We start from the raw sequence: 21462 nt of genomic DNA, 5'->3' as shown, positions 1-21462 counted from the left end.
ATTTAAAACGCTTTCATTAATTTGAAAGCGTTTTTTGATTATTTTTCTTACTAAAAATTCTCCATGCATCTGTAGAATAAAGTGTTAGAAAAATTAAAACTGGCTGCATGAAAAGTCTACCCAATCTTTTCGCATCACTATCCAAACCAAAACCATCCAATTTCTCTGTATATTGGTGAATGTTTCCAGGGAAAATTAATACATAGAAAATTGCCAAAACCAAACCAATTTGCTGCTTCTTCTTTCCACCCAAAACCATTGCTAAACCAAATGCGATTTCTACAAAACCAGAAGCGAGAACCGTAAAATCTTTAGAAAACGGCACAAAATCTGGAACCTGCGCTTGAAAAGTTTTGCGAACAAAAGTTAGATGACCAATTCCCGCAACTATCATGGCCAAACCCATTCCTATTCTGATGACGTTTTTCATTTCTTATATTTTAAGCTACATAAAAATACAGTTTTCTAATCAATTATTTTCATATCTTTAATTCGAAATGGGAAAATTGAAATTTCTTTTAATTATTTTGATAGTTTGCAGTTGCAAAGAGAAAACTTTTGCGGATGATATTGCGTTGAATTTTCATAAAAGTGAAAATCTGACTATTCAGAAATTTAACGAAGATGGGAATGAAATGGGAAGTAGTTTAATCTATTATGGTAAAATAGATTCTATAATTGATGTGAAATATTATCGAAATATGATTGAGCCACCTCCTCCTCCGCCAGAAAAAATGGAAAATAGAAAGGATTATGAAAAAAATTTACTTCAATTAAATAAAGAAAAAGACCCTAGTAGAAAACTTGAAAATCTCTATTTCAGAACTAAAGAAATTCCTTATTTATCTACAAAAGATTATATAGCAGATTCAATTACCAATAAAAATCTCTCCATAATTGTAAAAGAAAAAGATACCATTCCACTTTACAAGATGGATTATCAAAGTAATGAAATAAAAAAACACAAAGCATTTCCTATTTTTTTTAAAAATATTTCTGGTAAAACCTTGAAAATTCCTACTGAATTTTATCGAATTGCTGTATTCGTAGATTACAAAAACGGTTTTCACTTAATTAGAAATTCTGAACATTTAGTTCTTGGTTGCTTTCCGCCAATTGAATTTTCGTATTTTGACTTAAAACCGAACGAAATCATAGTTTTCGCCTTACCACATTTAAAAAAAGGGTTAAATAGGAAAGCAAAAATTAAATTTTACAACGCAGAATCCAAAGAGTTTAATATTTCAATCGATGAGAAAATTCTTGAAAAACAGGAACGCTCCAACTTTGGTTTTTTAGAATAAAAAATTCCTGAAAAATTTTCAGGAATTTTATTTTTATTTAAATTTCGTAAGAATCGAAAATCTGTGTATTAAAGATTGCTTTCCCGATGCATCGGGACAGGCTGTTTCTCGCAATTACAAAACTCTGTCTAATCATTCAACTTCAAAACTGCCATAAATGCAGATTGTGGCACCTCTACTCTACCAATTTGCTTCATTTTTTTCTTTCCTTCTTTCTGCTTTTCTAGCAATTTTCTTTTTCGAGAAATATCTCCACCATAACATTTTGCGGTTACATCTTTTCTCAAAGCTTTCACGTTTTCACGAGCGATTACTTTTGCTCCCAAAGCTGCTTGTATCGCAATATCAAACTGTTGACGCGGTATCAATTGTCGCAACTTTTCGCACATTTTTTTACCAATGTTGTAAGCATTACTGTCATGAATCAGCGATGAAAGTGCATCTACCATATCACCATTGATCAAAATATCCATCTTCACGAGTTTAGAAGCACGGAAACCAATTGGGTGATAATCAAAACTTGCATATCCTTTGGAAATGGATTTCAGACGATCATAAAAATCAAAAACAACTTCTGCTAAAGGCATATTAAACGCTAATTCTACGCGTTCTGCGGTAAGATAAGATTGGTTGACAATCTCGCCACGTTTTTCTATACAAAGTGACATAACGGAACCTACAAAATCAGATTTAGTAATGATGGTTGCCTTTATGTATGGTTCTTCTACTCTATCTAAACCAGAAGGATCTGGTAATTCTGAAGGATTATTGATCAATACCGCCACATCTGGATCTTTTTTGTGATATCCGAAGTACGAAACGTTTGGAACAGTAGTGATTACGTTCATATTAAATTCCCGATCTAGTCTTTCTTGCACTATCTCCATGTGAAGCATTCCTAAAAATCCGCAACGGAAACCAAAACCAAGTGCTGCAGAACTTTCTGGCTCAAAAACCAGAGAAGCATCATTCAATCTCAATTTTTCCAAAGAAAATCTCAGTTCTTCAAAATCTTCGGATTCTATTGGGTAAATTCCAGCAAAAACCATTGGTTTCACGTCTTCAAAACCATCTATCGCTTCTTCTGCAGGGTTTAAAGTGCTCGTAATTGTATCTCCAACTTTTACTTCTCGCGCATCTTTAATTCCAGAAATAATATAACCAACATCTCCGCATTCTATTACGTTTTTTGGAGCTTGTTTTAATTTTAAAGTTCCTACTTCGTCTGCATCATAAGATTTTCCGGTAGCCATAAATTTCACCTTCTCTCCTTTTTTGATGCTGCCATTCACTACTTTAAAATAAGCTTCTATCCCACGAAAAGGATTGTAAACAGAATCAAAAATCAAAGCTTGAAGCGGACCATCTGGATTTCCTTTTGGAGCCGGAATTCTATTCACGATATGCTCCAATAATTCTAAAACGCCTTCTCCAGTTTTCCCAGAAACACGAAGTACATCTTCATAATCACAACCGATTAAATTCATTATTTCATCCGTAACTTCTTCGGGATTTGCCGAAGGAAGGTCGATTTTATTAAGAACAGGAATAATTGTTAGATCATTTTCCAAGGCCAAATATAAATTGCTTATCGTCTGTGCTTGAATGCTTTGTGCAGCATCTACAATAAGAAGCGCACCTTCACAAGCTGCAATGGAACGAGAAACTTCGTAAGAGAAATCTACGTGTCCTGGTGTATCTATTAGATTAAGAATAAATTTTTCTCCTTTAAATTCATAATCCATCTGGATTGCGTGAGATTTTATGGTAATTCCTCGTTCTTTTTCAATATCCATATCGTCCAAAGTTTGCGCTTGCAATTCTCTGGATGTTACGGTGTTTGTATATTCTAAAAGTCTATCTGCTAAAGTAGATTTGCCGTGGTCTATATGCGCAATAATGCAAAAATTTCGCGTGTTTTTCATTCAATAATTCAATTGTATGCAAATATATCGTTTTTTAGTCGAAATCTAATACTAAAAAGAGCTTTACCAAATGGTAAAACTCTTAGGGTTTTTTAGAAATAAATTTAATATTATCTCCGTCTTTCGCTTTCGTTTCTGTGCGCGCTTTCTGTATTTTCGGTACTTTGTGTTTGTCCTTCCACTTCTTGGTTTCGTTCTCTCACTTTTGCTCGCATTCTTCCTTCACTTTCAAAAAGCTCTAAAACTTGCTGCGGTTTTATGATTTTCTGAAATTTTTTGGCGTATTCTTTTTTATTGTTCAATAGTTTTTGTCCAACTTCAAAACTTTTATCCAATTCTAAAATTGCTTCTTCATCTGTCATGTTTTCGAAATCTTTGCTTGGTCTGAAGGTGTTTTTTATATCTCTTTGGCTACTTTGGTAATTATTATACAAAGCACTAAAAGCTTCTCTATTCGTGTCTTTAATTTCAAGTTGTTCCTCTACAAGATTTTGTTTAAAACCTTGCATTAATTTTATCTTCTCTTCTGAAGTCATTTTATTTAATTCCGCTTTTTTTTCTTCGGTACTCATTTTTTTCCAATCTTTTCCTGGTTGCGCAGAAAAAAATACAAATGAAAAAAGAAATAGAATGTAGGATATTTTATATATGTTTTTCATATCTTATTTTTAAATTAATATAAATCTAGATACACATCTTGATCAGAATTTTTTGCTAAAATTGCCATATCTTCTGGAGTGAAATTTTCTAAAAGAAAATCTATCTGATCTTGTGGTTTTATTATTTTTACTTGCTTTTTTGTTTCAGTTTTTGCGATACTAGATTTTGCTGCATCGTTTAAAACTATATTTTTTTCCTTTTCCAAAACTGCTTCTTCTATAATTTGTTCGGGTTGTATTGTTTCTACAGATGCAGTATTAAAAATTGAATCTTCTGCAGCACTACTTTCTGGTATTTCAATTTTTGAGATCATTTGTTCTGCTGGTTCCACAGTTTTATGATCTAAATTGTTTTCTTGGAAGAAATAAGTTCCCCCAAAAATAATGGCTAATGATGCTGCGGCAGCATAAATCCAATTCAGTTTAGCTTTGGGTTTAAGTTCTACAATTTTGGTTGTGTTGATTGTATTATTCAACACATTTTCTTGCATTTTTTTGTAAAAAGCTTCGGGCATCTCTTGATGTTTCCGATTTTTTATCTGTTCTAAATCAAAATTTTTCATGTTTAAAAAATTTAATCTTGGTGGTTTGTTTTTATATATTCTTCTATCTTTTGCTTGGCATAATGGTAGTTTGTTTTCAAAGTTCCGACAGACATATCTACTATCTGCGAAATATCTTCGTAAGAAAGTTCATCATAATACCTCATCATAAATACCAATTTTTGCTTTTCAGGAAGCGTTTGAATAGCTTTTTCTAGAATTTCTAAAATTTCTATACTATCGCTTTCATTTGTTTCTGCTACTAAATTCATCAAATGATATTCTGCATTTTCATCTGCTTTCTGCAGTTTTTTCATCTTATTGAGCTGTTGCAAAGATTCGTTTGTTGCAATTCTGTATAACCAAGTATAGAGTTGACTTTCTTTTTTAAATTTTTCTATATTTTGATAAGCTTTTATAAAAGTATCCTGCAAAACATCTTGTGCCAATGCATGATCATCCATTAATCTTTTTATGTGCCAATACAACCTGCTTTGATAGGTATCCATCATCAAGCGAAGACCTTTTTCATGACCTCGTTTGTGTAGCATCAACGCCAATATTTCTTCGTCTATTTCCTTCATAGATGCTTTTACAGTTGTTGGATGGTTAAAATTACAAAAGGTTAAATTGAATTATCAATATTTAGTCCAAATATTAAATATTATCTTTGTTTTAATAAATCGCCATAAATAATTAAAGGAGGAAAGCTAGTAATAAAAGCAATTCCAAATGGCAATTTTAATAATAAATTTCTTCAAATGAAAGTTGTAATCATCGGTTCTGGAAATGTAGCTTATCATCTAGCGAATGCTTTTGTGCTAAAAGGAATAAATTTAATTCAAATTTTTGGCAGAAATGAAAATGATTTGCAAGAAATTGCCCTCAAAACGGGCGTTCCTTTTTCAACTAAAATTTTAGATAATGCGGATTTGTATATCATTGCTGTTAATGATGGAGCTTTGGAAGAAGTATCTCAATTGATAACGAAGAAGAATTGCATCGTAGCTCACACTTCTGGCTCATTGCCAATAGAAATACTACAAGGTGAATATAGAAAAGCTGTTATCTATCCTTTGCAAACCTTTTCAAAATCTAAAGAATTGGAATACCATAAAATTCCATTTTTTTTAGAAGCACAAAATACTGAAGATTATTTATTTATAGAAAATTTGGCGTTAAAAATATCCGATCATGTAGAAGCAAGTTCTTATGAAAAAAGAAAATATGTGCATCTTTCTGCGGTATTTGCTTGTAATTTTGTAAATCATCTATTCGCAAGAGCGAAGGAAATAACCGATGCACATGATATTCCATTTAAATATTTGTTGCCTTTGATAGAAGAAACTACGCACAAAATTTTCCAGGTAGAACCTAAAGAAGCGCAAACTGGACCGTCTGTGAGAAATGATGTACGCATCACCAAAATGCAGGAAGACCTATTGAATGGGGAATTTCTCAAAATTTATAAAACAATGAATGAATCTATAAAAGAAATGTATGAGCTATAAAAATAAACTTAAAGATATAAAAGCATTTGTTTTTGATGTAGATGGCGTTTTTACGGATGGAAGTGTATACCTTTTACCAGACGGTAATATGAGCAGAGTAATGAATGTTTTAGATGGATATGCTGTAGTTAAAGCCATTAAAAACAATTATAAAATTGCTATAATAACTGGTGGAGATGATCCTATGGTGAAAAATAGATTGAATTATCTTGGGATTACAGATTACTATCCAAAATCACCAAATAAATTGAAAGATTTGGAAGATTTTAAGAAAAAATACGCTTTAGAAAAAGAAGATTTGCTCTGTATGGGAGACGATGTTTCTGATATATGTATTTTACAAGAATCGCAGATTTCTACTTGCCCGCCAAATGCTGTAGCCGAAGTAAAAGCGATGGCAGACTATATTTCGCCAATATTTGGAGGAAAAGGTGCCGTGCGAGACGTGATAGAGCAAGTGATGAAAATACAAGGAACTTGGATCATTGATGATACACAATCTGTTTAAATTTTAAAAATGAAATTACTTTTAGCTTCTCAATCTCCTAGAAGAAAGCAACTTTTGCAAGAGTTAGGCTTTGATTTTACAACCGTGAATATTGATTGCGAAGAGATCGTTCCAGATAATTTTGATGTAGAAAATGTGGCCGCCTATCTTTCAAAATTAAAATCTGAAGCTTACCAAAATTTGCAACAAGATGAAGTTCTTTTAACAGCAGATACCATCGTTATTTGCAACGGACAAATACTTGGTAAACCGAAAAATGAATTGGAAGCGACAGGAATGCTAGAGAAACTATCTGATAATCACCACTTTGTACACACTGCATTTACTCTAAAAAATTCTACCAAAATTTTGACAATCAATGATATTGCCAAAGTTTATTTAAAAAAATTAAATACTTCGGAAATTGATAGATATATAAAAACGTACAAACCTTTTGACAAGGCTGGTGCTTACGGAATTCAAGAATGGATTGGGATGGCTAAAATTGAAAAAATAGAAGGGAGTTTTTATACAATCATGGGACTTCCCACGCATCTTTTATATGATGCATTACAAGAATTTTCCATAAATTTGGAATGAAATCTGCTTTTCTTGAAAATTATTTATAATAAAATGTATATTAAGCAGTTATAATCTGACGATGAAAAAAAACATATTATTTCTTATTTTAATTTCGATCATCTTTTCTTGCGCTACTAAAAAGCCAGAACAGAGGTCTAAATTTTTAAAAGGATTCTCTTCTCAATACAATACACTTTTCAATGCTGAACAAGCTTTGCAAGCAGAATTTGATGCCAGAACATCTGCACACAAAGATAATTTTTATGCACCATATATATCCGTACTCACCTACGATGAGTTGCCAAAAAGCACCATCAGCGAAAATAATTTTGGAGCAGCTGGTTTTAATAACAATAACAACAATCCGCCGCCAATACCACAAAAAGGAGGCAGACCTTCCGTGCAAAATGATGGCCAATTAGATAGCAACGTAAAAGGTTCTTCCATATTAGAAATTGCGGAAGCTAAAGCACTTAAAACGATAGAAAAATATTCTGTAACACGAGAAGGACAAGAAAAAAACGACAATATTTTTGATGCTTATATTGCTCTTGCACAAGCGAGAATTTACATGGGAAAACCTCTTTCTGCTATAGATGCACTTTCCCAAGTTTCTTTGAAAATGAAGAATGACAAAAGATTGCCATTAGCCAAAATATATGAAGGTTTGGCTTATTCTAAGATGAAAGATAATTTCAAAGCCAACGAAATTTTCGCAAAACTAAAAACGGAAAAATTAAAGAAAAGTGATGAAAATCTTCTCGCAATTTTCTATTCAGAATCTCTTTTAATTTCTGGAAATAAAGAAGCCGCTCTTAAAGAATTGAACAATGGTTTTGATTTACAAAATGATAGAAAACTGAAAAGCAGAATTGCATTTTTGCGTGGGCAGATTCTCGCTTCTCAAAATAAAAATGAAATTGCTAGAGAAAGCTTTTTAGATGCATACAAATATGCCAATGATTTTGAATTTGAAGTGAAATCTCAAATAGAAATCGCGAAAACTTATAATAGCAAAAACGACTATTCTGGCGCAAAAGAATATCTTGAAAATATAAGTAAGAAAGGAACTTACGGATCTAGGAAAAACGAGTTTTACTATGCAATCGGTTTGATGGCGAATAGAGCAAGCAAAAAAGAGGAAGCTATGCAATATTTTCGAAAATCTTTGAAAGAAAAAGTATCTGATCCGCAGATAAGAGGATTAGATTATTTTGAAATAGGAAAAAGTTTTTTAAATGATAATGATTACATTGCAGCAGGAGCTTACTACGATTCTGCATTGGTTGTAATGACGTATGAACCAACAAAAATTGAATTGAAAGAGCAATCTGGATACATCAAAAAAATAGCTAAAAACTATTATTTAGTTAAGAAAAATGACAGTATTTTATCTTTGGCAAAGATGTCTCCAGAAGAAAGAGAAACTTATTTTTCTAAATATATTGCCAGCATAAAAGCGAAAGACGAAATAAAAGAAAGACAAAGATTGCAAGAGGAAAGAAACAAAGGTTTTGGAGATTCAGATACAAATGCAAACTCTATTTTTGCTGGAAATTCAAAATCTTTTGATGATTTTGGAAACGCAGGAAAAGGTTTCTATTTTGCAAACAATAATACTGTTTCCAAAGGATCTTCCGAGTTTAAAAAAGTATGGGGAGATAGAGCTTTAGCAGACAATTGGCGTCTTTCTGCAAGAAGTGCAACCATTGCAGATGAAAAAAATAAAGCTTTGGGACTATCTTCTTTACCAGATCCTAGAAGATATGAGTCTTCATTTTACATAGAAAAAATCCCAAATAACCCAACCATATTAGACGGTTTGAAAAAATCTAGAGATACCGCTTCTTTAGGTTTGGGCACAATGTATCAAGATTTCTTTACCAATACTCCCTTATCTACAAAAACATTGTATGATTTGGTAGACAATAAGCCAGAAGAAAAGGTGATGTTGCAAGCTTTGTATCAAATTTTTAATATCAATTACAAAGAAAATCCACAAATTGCAGAGCGCGCAAAACAAATTCTTATCACAGATTATCCTTATACATCTTATGCAGAGTTTGCAAGAAATCCACAAAATAGCACTTTCGTAAAATCTGATCCGGAAGCTGAAAAAGCATATAAAAGTGCGTTCTTTTTGTATGAGCAAGAAAAATTTGCAGAAAGTTCTAAGGTTATAGATTTAGCCTTGAAACAATATCCAAAAGATGCTTTGGTTCCTAAGTTTTCTTTATTAAATGCCTTTAATGCAGGAAAAACAGCTGGAAAAGAAGTGATGATTTTGCAATTAGAACAGATAGCACTCAATTTTGAAAAAACTTCTGAGGGGGAAAAGGCAAAGGAAATGCTTAATTATTTGAAAAGCAATCTTACAATACAAATGAAGGATAATAATGGGAATGCAATAAATCCGAACAGTCCTCCTGCAGATCCAAATGCTTTGCCCGAGAATAGTGGCAAAATAAATCAGCAAAAAATTCGGGAAGGTCTAGATAATCAAAAGAAAGAAGTTCAACCGCAAATGAACATAAATCCACAAGCAAACGAATTCACGCCTCCGCCAATTCCAAGTGCTGTAAAGAAGAAATAATATAATTATTTAGATTTCATCTTAACCCCTTGAAAATCTTTCAAGTAAAATGGATTAAAATAGGCAACGTCTTCAAAATCTTTGGCCTTAAATTTTTGAACTGCTTTTTTAATTAAATATTTTGCACTTGGGAAAACTGTTGCATCAAAGCTTGCTTTTTGCAATTTCAAAATCTCTTCTGCTTTTTTTGCGCCATCTCCCACAAAAATTATTTTTTTATCCGCATATTCTTGAAAAGAAGCTTCGTCTAAAATTTTCGCTTCCGTTTCTGTAAGGTTTAGACCCGTTCTTCCATCAAAAATTGCAGTATATACCTCCATTCTTCTGGCATCAATAAGGGGAATTATTAAATCAAAATCTTTGTTTACAAATGGTTCTACCAATGTTTCTAAGGAATTTATTGCAATCAAAGGAATATCTAACCCGAAGCAAAATCCTTTCGCAGATGCTGCGCCAATTCTGAGTCCTGTGTAAGATCCTGGTCCTTTTCCGAGCGAGATTGCATCTAAATCTTGTAGTTTTATTTCTGCGCCTTCTAAAGCCCACTCTACAAATGTGTGCAAAGATTCTGACTGTTTATAATTTTCGGAATTTTCTTCGCATAAACATAGTATTTCCTCACCATCGGAAATAGCAACAGAACAATTTTTGGAAGAGGTTTCTATATGAAGGATTTTCATGTTTTAATGTAACAATTTTGCAATGGAACCGTATAACATTTTATTAGATATACTCCCAATTAGATATTTATTAAGAACTGCTGCAAAGATAATTGAAAGTTTAAGTTTTATAGTATACTGCTACTTATTTTCCACACTTTGCCTGCTCCAGAGTTTCCACTCAGAATTTTTTTTAAGCCAAATTTCTAATAATGTTAGTTTTATTTGAAATAATTCATCTTTATAAGTACCAGAAACTTGCAGGATTCTTCTAATACTTGCAGTTCGTTTTCTAGTTTTATATTCTAAAATTTCTAATTGTTTAATTTCTTTGTAGACTACTTTCTTAGAAGAAAAATCTTTTTTAAAATCATCAAAATTTTGAACCCATCCATTGGAATGCCCAAAAGAAACATCATTACACAAAATATCTAGAATTTTATTATCATTATTTTGAAGATAAAAATCTAAAAGTTCAATTTTTTTTAATAAAATACCATCAATTTTAAAGGAATTTTGCTGCCCATTACAGAATGATACCATCAAAAATATAAGTAGAAATGTGAATTTTCGCATTCTATTTTCTAAAAACCGTTCTTGGTTCTGCTTGCGCTTTCGGGAAAATAGCCACATCTGCAATACTCACTCTTTCTGGTGCATTCACAATATAAGACACCAAATCTGCAATATCTTCTGCTTGCAAAGCATCATAACCTTCATATACTTTTGCTGCTTTTTCTACGTCTCCTTTGAAACGTACCTCGGAAAATTCTGTAGCAACTGCACCTGGTTGCACATTGCATACTTTTATCCCAAATTCTGTAAGTTCAATTCTCATACCTTCAGATAGTACATCTACCGCTTTTTTGCTGGCACAATACACAACACCATTTGCGTAAGTTTGGCGAGCCGCAACAGAAGAAATATTGATGATTTGTCCAGATTTATTAGATTTCATTATTTTAATAATTGGCTGAGAAACGTAGAGTAGGCCTTTCACATTTCCGTCCATCATTGCATCCCAATCATCTGTGTTTCCTTCTGCAATTGGATCTAAACCATGTGCATTTCCGGCGTTATTGATGAGTATATCTATATTTTTAAATTCTTCTGGAAGGCTTTCTATTGCTGCAAAAACTTCGTCTTTTTTTCTAACATCAAAAGCGAGACTGCAAACTTCGGTGCTTACTGCAAGCTCTTCTTTTAAATTTTCTAAAACCTCTTTTCTGCGTCCACAAATGATCAATCTAAATCCTTGTTTTGCAAAATTTTGGGCAATTGCTTTTCCTATTCCAGAGGTTGCTCCGGTGATGAATGCTGTTTTCATTATTAAATTTTTTAAATTTTTAATTGGCGTCAAAGGCTTCAAAAGCGTTTTCTAAATGGGTAATCTGCAATTTTCCTGCAGCATCTGGAAGCACAGAAATAATATCAAACCGAACTTCTTCAGTTCTATTTCCCTTATTCATATATTCATTTGCTGCCATCACAATTAATTTAATTTTTCGTTTGTTTACGGCTTCCTGCGGTTCTAAAAACACATCGGTACTTCTTGCTTTTACCTCAACTATTAGAATTTCATTTTTATATAAAGCTATAATATCTATCTCCGCTTTTTGATAGCGAAAATTTCTTTTCAAAATTGTGCAGCCCATTTTAGTTAAAAAATCTACTGCCATTTCTTCTGCAAGATTCCCAAATTCGTTATGATCCGCCATAGTTTGTAAATTTAAAGGCCCACCAAATTAAAACCAATTGCAGCGGCAAACGCAAAATTGCCAACCAAAGATAAGGATGATTTTCTGTATAAAAATCTTTCGCCATTTGAATATTCGCAGGAAAAACTGCGATGAAAAGGGCAATAGAAAGCTTGGCTCCAATGTTTTGAGTTTGTGGAAACAGCAACAAAATTCCACATAAAATTTCTACCAAACCACTTATATAAACTAGTTTTAAATGAAATGGAATATAGCTGGGCATTATTTTAATAAAAAAATAAGGCTTTACGAAATGCATAACTCCGGCGAAAATTAAAATAATTGCTAGTATATATTTTGAATATTGCATTTGATTAAATATAAAATACAGAATTTTCTTTCCCAACTGTAAGTTGCACATTTGCACCAATGATCAACGGTCTATTTTCAAAAATATGTCCGTTTGGAAAGCGAAATAGAGTAGGGAATTGGTATTTTTTTATTCGCTCCGCAATTATTTCGTTGGCAAATTGATCAAAACTTTCGTTGAAGTTTTTGTTGCTTTCTTCCTTTCCCATATTGATCATGCCACCTACAATCAAGCCTTTTATTTTTTTGAAAACGCCCGCCATTTCTAAGCTCATCAACATTCTATCTAAAGCATAAAAATTTTCGCCTATTTCTTCTATGAAAAGAATTTTATCTTTCCATTTGAAAGAATCTTTTGTGCCAAGCAGAGCATATATTAACGCTAAATTTCCGCCAACTAATTGTCCGTCTGCTTTGCCTTTCTTATTAAATTGAGATTCTTCAACCAAGTATTTCGGTGAAGTGCCATTCAAAATTTTAAAAATTTCATTATAGCTTTGATCAGAAACTCCAAAGGACGATGTTTTAATAGTTTGCCCGTTGATAGAAGCAATTCCTTTTTTCAACAAATAACTGTGGATTACTGTATTATCAGAATATCCGATGTACCACTTTGGATTTTTGATTTGCTTTTTTAAATCTAATTTTTTTATCAAATGCTGACAACCATAACCTCCTCTTGCTGCCCAAATTGCACCTATTTTGTCATCATTAAAAGCCCAATTTAAATCTTCAATTCTCTCTTTTTCTGTTCCAGAATATTCGTATCCAAATTGATATTTGCCAAATAAGTGTTTGCCCAAAATAGGATTGTAGCCATTTGTTACTAGTAAATCCAAAGTTGATTGCAACTGATCTTTTCCTACAGAACCAGCTGGAGCGATAATGGCAATGTTCCCACCTTTATAAATGCTTTTCGGAAAGATAATCTTGCTCATCAATTTGGTCTTTTTTGTTGTACTTGTTCTGCTTTTTCTAATTTTTCATTAAATGTATTGAACTTTGCAAAACTTTGTGAAAAGATAAAAACACTTACAATTATTAAAATAATACCAACAATCTTTCTTATTAAGTTCACAATTTTTGGTGTCATTTTATAATGAAAATGTTTTGCTAAAAATATTTTAGCAAGATCTATGCAGAGATAGGTACCTAGTAAAAATGCAATATAGATAACAAAATCTATTGTCTTCGGATATTTATTTTGGACTGTAATTACGGTACCTAGCCAAAATAAGACAACACCAATATTTAAAAAATTTAGAAAAAATCCGTTGAAAAAGGTTTTTATATAATTTTGATTGATGAGTTTTTGCTCATTTTGAAGATGCATTTTTGTACGAGAAGAAAGCATAAAAAGACCATAGACAAAAATAATAAATGCCGAAATTTGGTAAAAACCTGGATGTTCATCAATAAGATTAACCAAACCCTTACTTGCAAAAAAAGCCGCGGTAATACAGAGCAAATCTGCTGCTATCACGCCAAAATCTAACGCCAATGCATGTCTTGGTCCACGAGAAAAAGAGGTCTCTATCACAAGAAAAAATATAGGTCCGATGAAAACCAAACTCAACATAATTCCAAGACCAACCGCAGAAAAAATTAATTCTAGCATGTAAGTTTACTTTAAAACGCTAATCTACAATTTTAAAATCCAATTGTTTTTGAATCGGTTAAGAAATTCATTAATGCAGGTTAAATATTTAACCACAAAGTCACAAAGTTTTTTGAAAATTACCGTAACAAAAAGTTCATAGAGTTTTGAAAATCTTGATTTTGAACTAATGTTTACTTTCAGCGATTTTATATTTACTTTATTCTTTTGTGAATTTGTGGTTAAAATAGCATCGCTTATTTCTAATCTACAATTTTAAAATCCAGTTGTTTTTGAATTAAATTAACCTTCGTTACTTTTATTTTTACTTCCGCTCCCAATTGAAATTCTCTGCCCGTTCTTTTGCCATAAACTGCGTGTGCTTTGGCATCGTACGAATAAGAATCATCTGTAAGATCTCGTAATTTTATCAAACCTTCAGCGCCATTTTCTGGAATTTGTACCCAAAAACCAAATTCTGCAACACCGGAAATTACACCAGAAAATTCTTCTCCCAAATGTTTTTCCATGAATTTCACTTGCATAAATTTGATAGAATCTCTTTCTGCATCTGTTGCCAAACGTTCTCTTGCAGAGCAATGCGTGCAATATTGTTCGTATTCTTCTTTGCTTGGGGATTTTCCGCCATCTAGATAATGTTGCAGCAATCGATGTGCAATCAAATCTGGATACCTCCTAATTGGCGAGGTGAAATGGGAATAAAAATCAAAACCAAGACCGTAATGCCCAATTGGATTGGTGGAATAGATTGCCTTCGTCATGCTTCGCATTGCCAAAGTTTCTATCATATTTTCCTCGCCTTTACCTTTCACATCTTTCAGCAATTTATTCATGCTTTCTGCTACTTTTTTGGTGTTGGCAAGATCCATTTTATAGCCAAAAGTTCCTACAAACTCACGCAAAGCCTCCAATTTTGCAGGATCTGGATCATCGTGAATTCTGTAGATGAAAGTATTGTTGGACATTCTGCCATTCTTTAAAGACACAAATTCCGATACTTTTTTGTTGGCCAAAAGCATGAATTCTTCTATCAAATGGTTAGAATCTTTGCTCACTTTGAAATAAACGCCAATCGGTTGGTTGTTTTCATCCAGATTGAAACGAACTTCGCTTCTATCAAAGGTGATTGCACCATCTTCAATTCTTTTTGCGCGTAGAATTTTTGCAAGCCTATCCATCGTCAAGATTTCATCTGCCAATTCGCCTTCTTTGGTTTCTATTCTTTCTTGGGCATCTTCGTAAGCAAATCTTTTGTCGGAATGAATCACCGTTCTTCCAAACCATTCTTTCACAACTTCTGCATCATCATTCAATTCAAAAACTGCAGAAAATGTATATTTATCTTCATTCGGACGTAGCGAACACACATTATTACTCAAAACTTCAGGCAACATCGGCACCACACGATCTACCAAATAGACGGAAGTGGCTCTTTTGTAGGCTTCATCATCCAGAACGGTTCCGGGTTTTACGTAATGCGAAACATCTGCGATATGCACGCCAATTTCCCAGTTTCCGTTGTCTAATTTTTGGATAGAAAGTGCATCATCAAAATCTTTTGCATCTTTTGGATCTATGGTAAAGGTGAGAATATTTCGCATATCTCGGCGTTTTGCAACTTCAGATTCGTGGATTTCTTTATCCATTTCTTGTGCATAATCTTCTACCTCTTCCGGAAATTCGTAAGGCAAACCATATTCTGCCAAAATGGTATGAATTTCGGTTTCGTGTTCTCCTGCGTTTCCTAGAATCTTAATAATTTCTCCTGTAGGATTTTTTTCTCCAGCTTGCCAATCCAGCATTTTCACAACAACTTTTTCGTTGTTTTTTGCACCATTGATGTTGCTTTTTGGGATAAAGAAATCTGTATTGATCTGTTTTTTGTCACAAACTACAAAGCCAAAATCTTTGTGTTCTATCAATTCAAAAGTTCCCACAAACTGCTCTCTGCTTCTTTCCAGCACTTCTACTACAGAACCTTCGGTTTTACTTCCTTTGTGTTTATAGGTGATTATCAATACTTTATCGCCTTGTAATGCATCTTTCACATTTTTGGAATGCACAAAAATATCGTTTTCTACATCTTCCACTTTCACGTAGGCATTTCCTTGCTGATTGAAATCTATGGTGCCAGAAAGCGTGTCTTTCACTTTGAGATTCAGGATGTATTTTCCTTTTTCTATTTCTTTTATTTTCTCCGTAGCCAACAATTGATGCAGTGTTTGTATCACCAATTCTCTTTGTCTCGGATTTTTCTGTTCTATTCCGTCTGCAATTTGTTTATAATTGTAGATCTTGGAAGATTTCTCTGCCATAAATTTCACAATATCTTTAGCGATATTCTGCAAATGATTGGTCTTTTTTTGGCTGAAAAATTTTTTTTGTTTTGCCATGTTTTTTATATATTTTTATTTTATTTTTCTGTAATTACCAATTTCCATTGATTGTTTACAAATTTGTAATTGTATTTTTTATTATTCAAATCAAGAATAACATCATAAGGATTTTCTTCAACAAAAGAAGCGTTTAATTTTAAACTTTTTGAAGATTTATTCGTTTTTGACCCTTTGATTTGAATTTTATATCCCTCGTAATTTTTTATAAAATAAATATATTGTTCTTTAGACATATCTAAATAATTATTCATTTTTTCTTCGCTTGCTAAATTAAATTTTGATGTTGTTATCGGTAATAATACATTGTTCTTTAAATTTTCAAAGGTATATTTAGAAAATAATTTACTTATCAAAAAGTCATATTTATTAGATTTTAAGGTACTTCTGCACTGTAGAACACTCCCTGATGGTTGATAATAACAACTTGGTTCTGTTTCAAATAATTCTATATAAATTAACCCAAAATCTTTTTCTTCGGAAATTTTCTGTACAATTAAATCCGCAAGACCTTCATAATTCTTGGATAGATTATTATTTTTTAATTTAAAATTTTTAAAAGAAATACTGTCACTTTTAGTAATCTCTAAACATTTTATTCTCGGATCTGGACATCCGTTATTATCTTTTAAACCAACAACGGTTGGACAAGCATCATCTTTATCCAAAATACCATCGTTATCTGTGTCTGGCCAAGGACAGCCATTATTTTCAAGAGGTCCTGCAACTATGGGACAAGCATCATCTTTATCTATAAGAAAATCTCCGTCTGTATCTGGCCAAGGACAACCATTGTTTTCTATTGGTCCTGCATCATATGGACATTGGTCTAAATAATGCAAAACGCCATCTTCATCTTTATCCGAAAGACAGGTTTTTTTATTAAATTCTTTTCTGCAATTTTTGAGCGCATCTTTATCTGTAATCTGCTGGGAATTGCAGAAAATTAAAGTGAAGAGGAATAGAAGTGAGAGGTGGGTTTTCATTTGTTTTCTAATAAAAATTCACAATATCTTTCCCGATATTCTGCAAATGATCGGTTTTTTTTTGGCTGAAAAATTTTTTTTGTTTTGCCATTTTTTTATTTAATTGTATTTTGATAATTATCCTCCGAAATTTTTACCCAGTCTTCAGTTTCAAAATTATATTTAAATTTAATATAATTGAGAGTTTTTAGGGTTGTTATTTTAAAAGTAATCTCTGTCTGAAATTGCTTGTTTATAATTCTTGTATCTTCCTCAAATATAATTCTATTAAATTCAGTTGGCAATTTTGATAATATTTTTGATTTATTTTTGTAATATTTTATATTGCCATATTTGGGGTCAGAAAATGTGGTAAGTTTAGAAATAAATTTTATTTGTTCGGTATTTAAATTTCTAAATTCCTCATCATTTTCTCGATAAAAACCTGCTCTACCCCAAAATAATGAATTTCCTGATGCTGGAAAAAGATTTTGATTGACTGTTTTTGAAATATTTTCTAACATCTGATTATCCCAAATGTAAGATTCTGCAGTGTAATTTAATGTTTCTGGAAATTTAAAATCTGGACATTCTGAAGGCCCTTCTCCTTCAAAAACATCTGAATTTATTATTAGTAAAATTGAAGAATCGTATTTAATTTTTTTTAAGAATTCGAGAAGGTGCTTTTGTATAGATTTATAGTTTATGCTTTGCTGTAATTTGATAAAATCATCTGCTGCTTTCTTACCAATCCTATAATTTTCACTACAATCTTTTTTTGGACAACCATTTAATTCAACAAGACCAACAACGGTTGGACAAGCATCATCTTTATCCAAAATTCCATCTCCATCTGTGTCTGGCCATGGACAACCAATGTTTTCCATTGGTCCTGCAACTGTGGGACATGGATCATCTTTATCTATGAGACCATCTCCATCAGAATCTGGCCAAGGACAACCATCATTTTCTATTGGTCCTGCATCATTTGGACATTGGTCTAAATAATACAAAGTGCCATCTCCATCTTTATCAGAAAGACAAGTTTTTTTATTAAATTCTTTTCTGCATTTTTTGAGCACATCTTTATCTGTAATCTGCTGGGAATTGCAGAAAATTAGAGTGAAGAGGAATAGGAGTGAGAGGTAGGTTTTCATTTGTTTTCTAATAAAAATTCACAATATCTTTCCCGATATTCTGTAAATGATTTGTTTTCTTTTGGCTGAAAAATTTTTTTTGTTTTGCCATTTTTTTTTATTAATAATTATTTTAGTAACTTTTATTTAATTTACTCTATCATATACAAAAAACATAAACCCCGTTTTCAGTTCTACTTCTCCTATCATCTTGTCTCCGTACTGATTTTTGTAATCATTCGAGTCTAAAAATTTAAAATTTCCTGCTTTATTTTCATTCATTTGTTGAGAAACATACTCTCTATTATTATCCAATATTAGATACTCTTTTTCTTCTTCTCCTTGCCCGAGATACCATACTTTTCCCCTGTTGGTTTCTGCACACATAAGAATTGTATGGGGATCTGTTGATAAGCGATTAATCTGAAAATCAATCACAACATCATTTACATTTAAAATTTTTAAAACATCCAGAACCGATAGGTTATATTTTTTTGATAGATCGAACTCCTTCACAAGATTGCCATTTTCATCAAACTCATATTGTTTTATCGTAATTGCACTATATGAGAGTCGCTTCAGGTTTAAACTACCATTGGAATAGTAGCCTCTATATTCCTTAAATAACATTGGTTGTGAATTGAAAAAATCATCGCGAAGTGATTTATCTTGTAAAAGAGGATCACTATCATAATAAGTCATTATACTAAAAGAATTTGTTTGGTTAAAATTATATTGAATAGTACTGCTATTTGAATTATATTCAGTTAAACTTACATTAATTGTATCTGGCATTGCCATTGTACCTTCATATTCTTTTAGAGATTTTCTTTTTTCTACAGCAGTATTCTTTGCAATTTTATTTTTGTTATCAAATACTTTTTTTTCGCATGAAGAGAGTTTTTCCTTACTCTTATTGATATCAGGTATTACAAATTCTTTATTAAAGAGTTTTATTTTCTTGAATGGAACATTAACTGTGATCTGCTGGGAATTGCAGAAAATTAGTGTGAAGAGCAACAGAAGTGAGAGGTGGGGTTTCATATTTTTTCATTTAAAATTTATACTCTTCAATTGTGGGAATTTCTACCCATTTTTTGTTTTGATATTGGTAGGTTTTAAAAATACTATTATCTTCATTGTATTTATATTTCACTGTGACAATTTTATCCAGATAATTAGTAAATTTTAAATGCAATTCATCATAATTTCTAATAACCGTTCTAACATCATTTTCTAGTACCAAATTTTCTTTTCTATGGAAAGGAAAGTAGAAAAAATTTTGTACTTCTTGATTCGTTTCATTATAAATTTTTATATATTTTCCTTCTTGTTGCTTTCTTGTGTCAGCCGATAGTTTTCTAAAATTTGTTGTTGATTTGCTCGTGATTTCATCATAAATAAATTCATCTCTAGTACCATTTCTTGGAATGAGATTTTTACTAAATTTTTTGACCATCAATTTAATATTTTTTTTTGTCCAAAAATCTGATTGATTATAAAGCGGGTTGCTGTAATTGCAATAGACTGGAGTATAATCATACTTATCTATAATCATAACTGAATTTAATGAGAATGAAGGTCTATAATCTATAATAATGTTTCTTTTTGTGTTATCAAATATGATATTTTCAACAACAATTTTTTCTAACTTTTTAAAAGAAATGTTTTCAAAATCTTTTATTATAGCATTACATTTTTTAAAATCTTCAATTTTTTGTTCATCTATATATTTCTGTTCAGCAACAGTATCTCTCCCCGTTTGGCTATAACTAAGCGCAAAAAAGAAAACTAATAGAAAAGAAAGATATTTTTTCATCATCTAAAATTTGTTTTACTCTTTATTATTATCTAATATCAATTTTGCAGTCAATGACTGCAAAATTTTATTATTCTCATTTTTAAACAGATATAAGGTTAAAATAAATATTAATAAGTTATTTACTTCAATTTTAAAACCAAATTTACATACTTTTTAATTGAAAACAGATTTCTCCAACCATTGGTTGGACATTTTAAAAAGTTTAACTAAATTTCATCAATATTCCACCACATTTCTACTTTGCCAAAACTTCGCTCTTGCGAAAAATTTCCGGTGTGCATCAATGATTTTGTTTTAATAGAATCCATATCTAAATTTTAGTAATAATTTAAACCTTTGAACATATCTGTCAAATTAGTTTCCGATGCGTTTATTTCTATAAAGAAAAACCACACTAACAAATTAAATCATTAATTTATATATAACGAAATGATTATTTGATAATTGAATCAAAAATGATAATACCAATTTTGAAAAATACGGTACTCAACTTTGAAAAATCCTATTTATTAACACCCAATTTTATCAACTCTATTTTGATGCCTTCCTCCTTCAAATTCTGTAGCGAGAAATGCATCTACTATTTTTAATGCTAAGTCTTCAGATATAAATCTTGCGGGCAATGCTACCATATTCGCATTGTTGTGCTGTCTTGCCAATTGTGCAAGTTCTACTTCCCAACACAATGCACAACGGATTTTTTGATGTTTATTTGCTGTAATAGAAACTCCTTGTCCACTTCCGCAGATTAAAATTCCCATGTCATTTTCTCCATTTTCTACAGAACTTGCTGCAGGATGCACAAAATCTGGATAGTCTACAGAATCTAAAGAATGCGTGCCGAAATCTTGCACCTCAAACTTACCTTCTAAATGCTTTTTGATTAATTCTTTATACTCAAAACCGGCGTGATCTCCTGCTATCGCTATTTTTTTCATATTGTTTTACTTTTGTTTATCACAAATTTAAGATTATAAATTGACTTAAAGTTTTTATCCACAACAAGTTTGAAAATTTAAAATATTAATTTTTGTTAAAAGATTGAATGTTAGTTCTTTTTAATTTTTAACTAAAACGTAAACACTTAGTTCAAAAGCAATTAACATTTAGTTAATATTAGCGTTGAAAAGCGATACATTTTTGGTGGATAAGAAATAATAAATACGAGCTTGAAATTCCCTAAAAATAATGCATTGCACT

At 31.6% G+C, this 21462-nt stretch carries 22 protein-coding genes and 1 pseudogene; 5 read left to right on the top strand and 18 right to left on the bottom strand.

The window, feature by feature from the left end; genetic code table 11:
- Positions 1–16 precede the first annotated feature (16 nt).
- Positions 17–430 carry a DoxX family protein gene (locus tag HNQ03_RS01330; RefSeq protein ID WP_173777830.1) on the bottom strand — a complete coding sequence of 138 codons (414 nt, stop codon included), beginning with the start codon at positions 428–430 and terminating at the stop codon, positions 17–19.
- Positions 431–506: 76 nt separating this feature from the next.
- Between HNQ03_RS01330 and HNQ03_RS01325 the strand changes: the two genes are divergently transcribed.
- Positions 507–1304: a hypothetical protein gene (locus HNQ03_RS01325; protein ID WP_173777829.1), complete on the top strand. Its 798-nt coding sequence runs from the start codon at positions 507–509 to the stop codon at positions 1302–1304.
- A gap of 128 nt (positions 1305–1432) precedes the next feature.
- On the opposite strand, the gene lepA is transcribed toward HNQ03_RS01325, so the two are convergent.
- The 4 genes from lepA to HNQ03_RS01305 all read right to left on the bottom strand — a co-directional run bounded on the left by lepA (position 1433) and on the right by HNQ03_RS01305 (position 5014).
- Positions 1433–3229 carry a translation elongation factor 4 gene (gene lepA / locus HNQ03_RS01320; RefSeq protein WP_173777828.1) on the bottom strand — a complete coding sequence of 599 codons (1797 nt, stop codon included), beginning with the start codon at positions 3227–3229 and terminating at the stop codon, positions 1433–1435.
- A 110-nt stretch (positions 3230–3339) separates the two neighbouring features.
- Positions 3340–3888: a hypothetical protein gene (locus HNQ03_RS01315; RefSeq protein WP_173777827.1), complete on the bottom strand. Its 549-nt coding sequence runs from the start codon at positions 3886–3888 to the stop codon at positions 3340–3342.
- Between the two features lie 14 nt (positions 3889–3902).
- Entirely contained in the window at positions 3903–4451 is a 549-nt protein-coding gene (locus HNQ03_RS01310; RefSeq protein ID WP_173777826.1) for a hypothetical protein, read from the bottom strand.
- An 11-nt stretch (positions 4452–4462) separates the two neighbouring features.
- Positions 4463–5014, bottom strand: coding sequence for an RNA polymerase sigma factor (locus tag HNQ03_RS01305; RefSeq protein ID WP_173777825.1), 552 nt, complete (start codon positions 5012–5014; stop codon positions 4463–4465).
- Between the two features lie 177 nt (positions 5015–5191).
- On the opposite strand from HNQ03_RS01305, the gene HNQ03_RS01300 reads away from it, so the two are divergent.
- The 4 genes from HNQ03_RS01300 (at position 5192) to porW (ending at position 9603) form a co-directional block, all read left to right on the top strand.
- Positions 5192–5941 (top strand): Rossmann-like and DUF2520 domain-containing protein, encoded by a 750-nt coding sequence (locus HNQ03_RS01300; protein ID WP_173777824.1) that lies wholly within the window; start codon positions 5192–5194, stop codon positions 5939–5941.
- Positions 5931–6449 carry a KdsC family phosphatase gene (locus tag HNQ03_RS01295; protein WP_173777823.1) on the top strand — a complete coding sequence of 173 codons (519 nt, stop codon included), beginning with the start codon at positions 5931–5933 and terminating at the stop codon, positions 6447–6449. Before HNQ03_RS01300 ends, HNQ03_RS01295 begins: the two co-directional genes overlap by 11 nt.
- A 9-nt stretch (positions 6450–6458) precedes the next feature.
- A complete protein-coding gene (locus HNQ03_RS01290; RefSeq protein WP_173777822.1) occupies positions 6459–7028 on the top strand; it encodes a Maf family protein in 570 nt (189 codons plus the stop codon).
- A 61-nt stretch (positions 7029–7089) separates the two neighbouring features.
- On the top strand, positions 7090–9603 hold the full coding sequence (gene porW / locus HNQ03_RS01285) for a type IX secretion system periplasmic lipoprotein PorW/SprE (protein ID WP_173777821.1): 2514 nt from the start codon (positions 7090–7092) through the stop codon (positions 9601–9603).
- A gap of 5 nt (positions 9604–9608) precedes the next feature.
- Here the strand turns inward: porW and tsaB are convergent, their stop codons facing one another.
- The 13 genes and pseudogenes from tsaB to rpiB form a co-directional block, all read right to left on the bottom strand.
- Positions 9609–10283: a tRNA (adenosine(37)-N6)-threonylcarbamoyltransferase complex dimerization subunit type 1 TsaB gene (gene tsaB / locus HNQ03_RS01280; RefSeq protein ID WP_173777820.1), complete on the bottom strand. Its 675-nt coding sequence runs from the start codon at positions 10281–10283 to the stop codon at positions 9609–9611.
- Positions 10284–10403: 120 nt separating this feature from the next.
- A complete protein-coding gene (locus tag HNQ03_RS01275; RefSeq protein WP_173777819.1) occupies positions 10404–10838 on the bottom strand; it encodes a nuclear transport factor 2 family protein in 435 nt (144 codons plus the stop codon).
- 1 nt (position 10839) lies between these two features.
- Entirely contained in the window at positions 10840–11592 is a 753-nt protein-coding gene (locus HNQ03_RS01270; RefSeq protein WP_173777856.1) for an SDR family NAD(P)-dependent oxidoreductase, read from the bottom strand.
- A gap of 16 nt (positions 11593–11608) precedes the next feature.
- Positions 11609–11980: a YraN family protein gene (locus HNQ03_RS01265; RefSeq protein WP_173777818.1), complete on the bottom strand. Its 372-nt coding sequence runs from the start codon at positions 11978–11980 to the stop codon at positions 11609–11611.
- Complete coding sequence (locus HNQ03_RS01260) at positions 11967–12329, bottom strand: DoxX family protein (protein WP_173777817.1); 363 nt, start codon at positions 12327–12329, stop codon at positions 11967–11969. The genes HNQ03_RS01265 and HNQ03_RS01260 overlap by 14 nt, the downstream gene beginning before the upstream one ends.
- A 4-nt stretch (positions 12330–12333) precedes the next feature.
- A complete protein-coding gene (locus HNQ03_RS01255; RefSeq protein WP_173777816.1) occupies positions 12334–13266 on the bottom strand; it encodes a S66 peptidase family protein in 933 nt (310 codons plus the stop codon).
- Positions 13266–13946 (bottom strand): LysE family translocator, encoded by a 681-nt coding sequence (locus HNQ03_RS01250; protein ID WP_173777815.1) that lies wholly within the window; start codon positions 13944–13946, stop codon positions 13266–13268. The genes HNQ03_RS01255 and HNQ03_RS01250 overlap by 1 nt, the downstream gene beginning before the upstream one ends.
- 242 nt (positions 13947–14188) lie before the next feature.
- Complete coding sequence (gene rnr, locus HNQ03_RS01245) at positions 14189–16339, bottom strand: ribonuclease R (RefSeq protein ID WP_173777814.1); 2151 nt, start codon at positions 16337–16339, stop codon at positions 14189–14191.
- A 20-nt stretch (positions 16340–16359) separates the two neighbouring features.
- A complete protein-coding gene (locus HNQ03_RS16245) occupies positions 16360–17325 on the bottom strand; it encodes a thrombospondin type 3 repeat-containing protein (RefSeq protein WP_173777813.1) in 966 nt (321 codons plus the stop codon).
- A 755-nt stretch (positions 17326–18080) separates the two neighbouring features.
- Positions 18081–18338 (bottom strand): annotated as a pseudogene (locus tag HNQ03_RS01235) (thrombospondin type 3 repeat-containing protein); the annotation flags it as partial.
- A gap of 249 nt (positions 18339–18587) precedes the next feature.
- Positions 18588–19484, bottom strand: a complete 897-nt coding sequence (locus HNQ03_RS01230; RefSeq protein WP_173777812.1) for a hypothetical protein — start codon at positions 19482–19484, stop codon at positions 18588–18590.
- A 10-nt stretch (positions 19485–19494) separates the two neighbouring features.
- Positions 19495–20259 carry a hypothetical protein gene (locus HNQ03_RS01225; protein WP_226927406.1) on the bottom strand — a complete coding sequence of 255 codons (765 nt, stop codon included), beginning with the start codon at positions 20257–20259 and terminating at the stop codon, positions 19495–19497.
- Positions 20260–20771: 512 nt separating this feature from the next.
- A complete protein-coding gene (gene rpiB, locus HNQ03_RS01220; RefSeq protein ID WP_173777810.1) occupies positions 20772–21200 on the bottom strand; it encodes a ribose 5-phosphate isomerase B in 429 nt (142 codons plus the stop codon).
- Positions 21201–21462: the final 262 nt, after the last annotated feature.

Origin of the sequence: Frigoriflavimonas asaccharolytica (genome assembly GCF_013294015.1) — a bacterium.
Taxonomy (GTDB): Bacteria; Bacteroidota; Bacteroidia; order Flavobacteriales; family Weeksellaceae; genus Frigoriflavimonas; species Frigoriflavimonas asaccharolytica.
Note: the sequence above shows the minus strand (reverse complement) of the source record. Positions and strands in the feature narration are given on the sequence as shown.

Coding starts and splice junctions, on each gene's coding strand:
- HNQ03_RS01330 (WP_173777830.1), bottom strand. CDS start 430: ATGAAAAACGTCATCAGAATAGGAATGGGTTTGGCCATGATAGTTGCG.
- lepA (WP_173777828.1), bottom strand. CDS start 3,229: ATGAAAAACACGCGAAATTTTTGCATTATTGCGCATATAGACCACGGC.
- HNQ03_RS01315 (WP_173777827.1), bottom strand. CDS start 3,888: ATGAAAAACATATATAAAATATCCTACATTCTATTTCTTTTTTCATTT.
- HNQ03_RS01310 (WP_173777826.1), bottom strand. CDS start 4,451: ATGAAAAATTTTGATTTAGAACAGATAAAAAATCGGAAACATCAAGAG.
- HNQ03_RS01305 (WP_173777825.1), bottom strand. CDS start 5,014: ATGAAGGAAATAGACGAAGAAATATTGGCGTTGATGCTACACAAACGA.
- HNQ03_RS01300 (WP_173777824.1), top strand. CDS start 5,192: ATGAAAGTTGTAATCATCGGTTCTGGAAATGTAGCTTATCATCTAGCG.
- HNQ03_RS01295 (WP_173777823.1), top strand. CDS start 5,931: ATGAGCTATAAAAATAAACTTAAAGATATAAAAGCATTTGTTTTTGAT.
- HNQ03_RS01290 (WP_173777822.1), top strand. CDS start 6,459: ATGAAATTACTTTTAGCTTCTCAATCTCCTAGAAGAAAGCAACTTTTG.
- porW (WP_173777821.1), top strand. CDS start 7,090: ATGAAAAAAAACATATTATTTCTTATTTTAATTTCGATCATCTTTTCT.
- tsaB (WP_173777820.1), bottom strand. CDS start 10,283: ATGAAAATCCTTCATATAGAAACCTCTTCCAAAAATTGTTCTGTTGCT.
- HNQ03_RS01275 (WP_173777819.1), bottom strand. CDS start 10,838: ATGCGAAAATTCACATTTCTACTTATATTTTTGATGGTATCATTCTGT.
- HNQ03_RS01265 (WP_173777818.1), bottom strand. CDS start 11,980: ATGGCGGATCATAACGAATTTGGGAATCTTGCAGAAGAAATGGCAGTA.
- HNQ03_RS01260 (WP_173777817.1), bottom strand. CDS start 12,329: ATGCAATATTCAAAATATATACTAGCAATTATTTTAATTTTCGCCGGA.
- HNQ03_RS01255 (WP_173777816.1), bottom strand. CDS start 13,266: ATGAGCAAGATTATCTTTCCGAAAAGCATTTATAAAGGTGGGAACATT.
- HNQ03_RS01250 (WP_173777815.1), bottom strand. CDS start 13,946: ATGCTAGAATTAATTTTTTCTGCGGTTGGTCTTGGAATTATGTTGAGT.
- rnr (WP_173777814.1), bottom strand. CDS start 16,339: ATGGCAAAACAAAAAAAATTTTTCAGCCAAAAAAAGACCAATCATTTG.
- HNQ03_RS16245 (WP_173777813.1), bottom strand. CDS start 17,325: ATGAAAACCCACCTCTCACTTCTATTCCTCTTCACTTTAATTTTCTGC.
- HNQ03_RS01230 (WP_173777812.1), bottom strand. CDS start 19,484: ATGAAACCCCACCTCTCACTTCTGTTGCTCTTCACACTAATTTTCTGC.
- HNQ03_RS01225 (WP_226927406.1), bottom strand. CDS start 20,259: ATGAAAAAATATCTTTCTTTTCTATTAGTTTTCTTTTTTGCGCTTAGT.
- rpiB (WP_173777810.1), bottom strand. CDS start 21,200: ATGAAAAAAATAGCGATAGCAGGAGATCACGCCGGTTTTGAGTATAAA.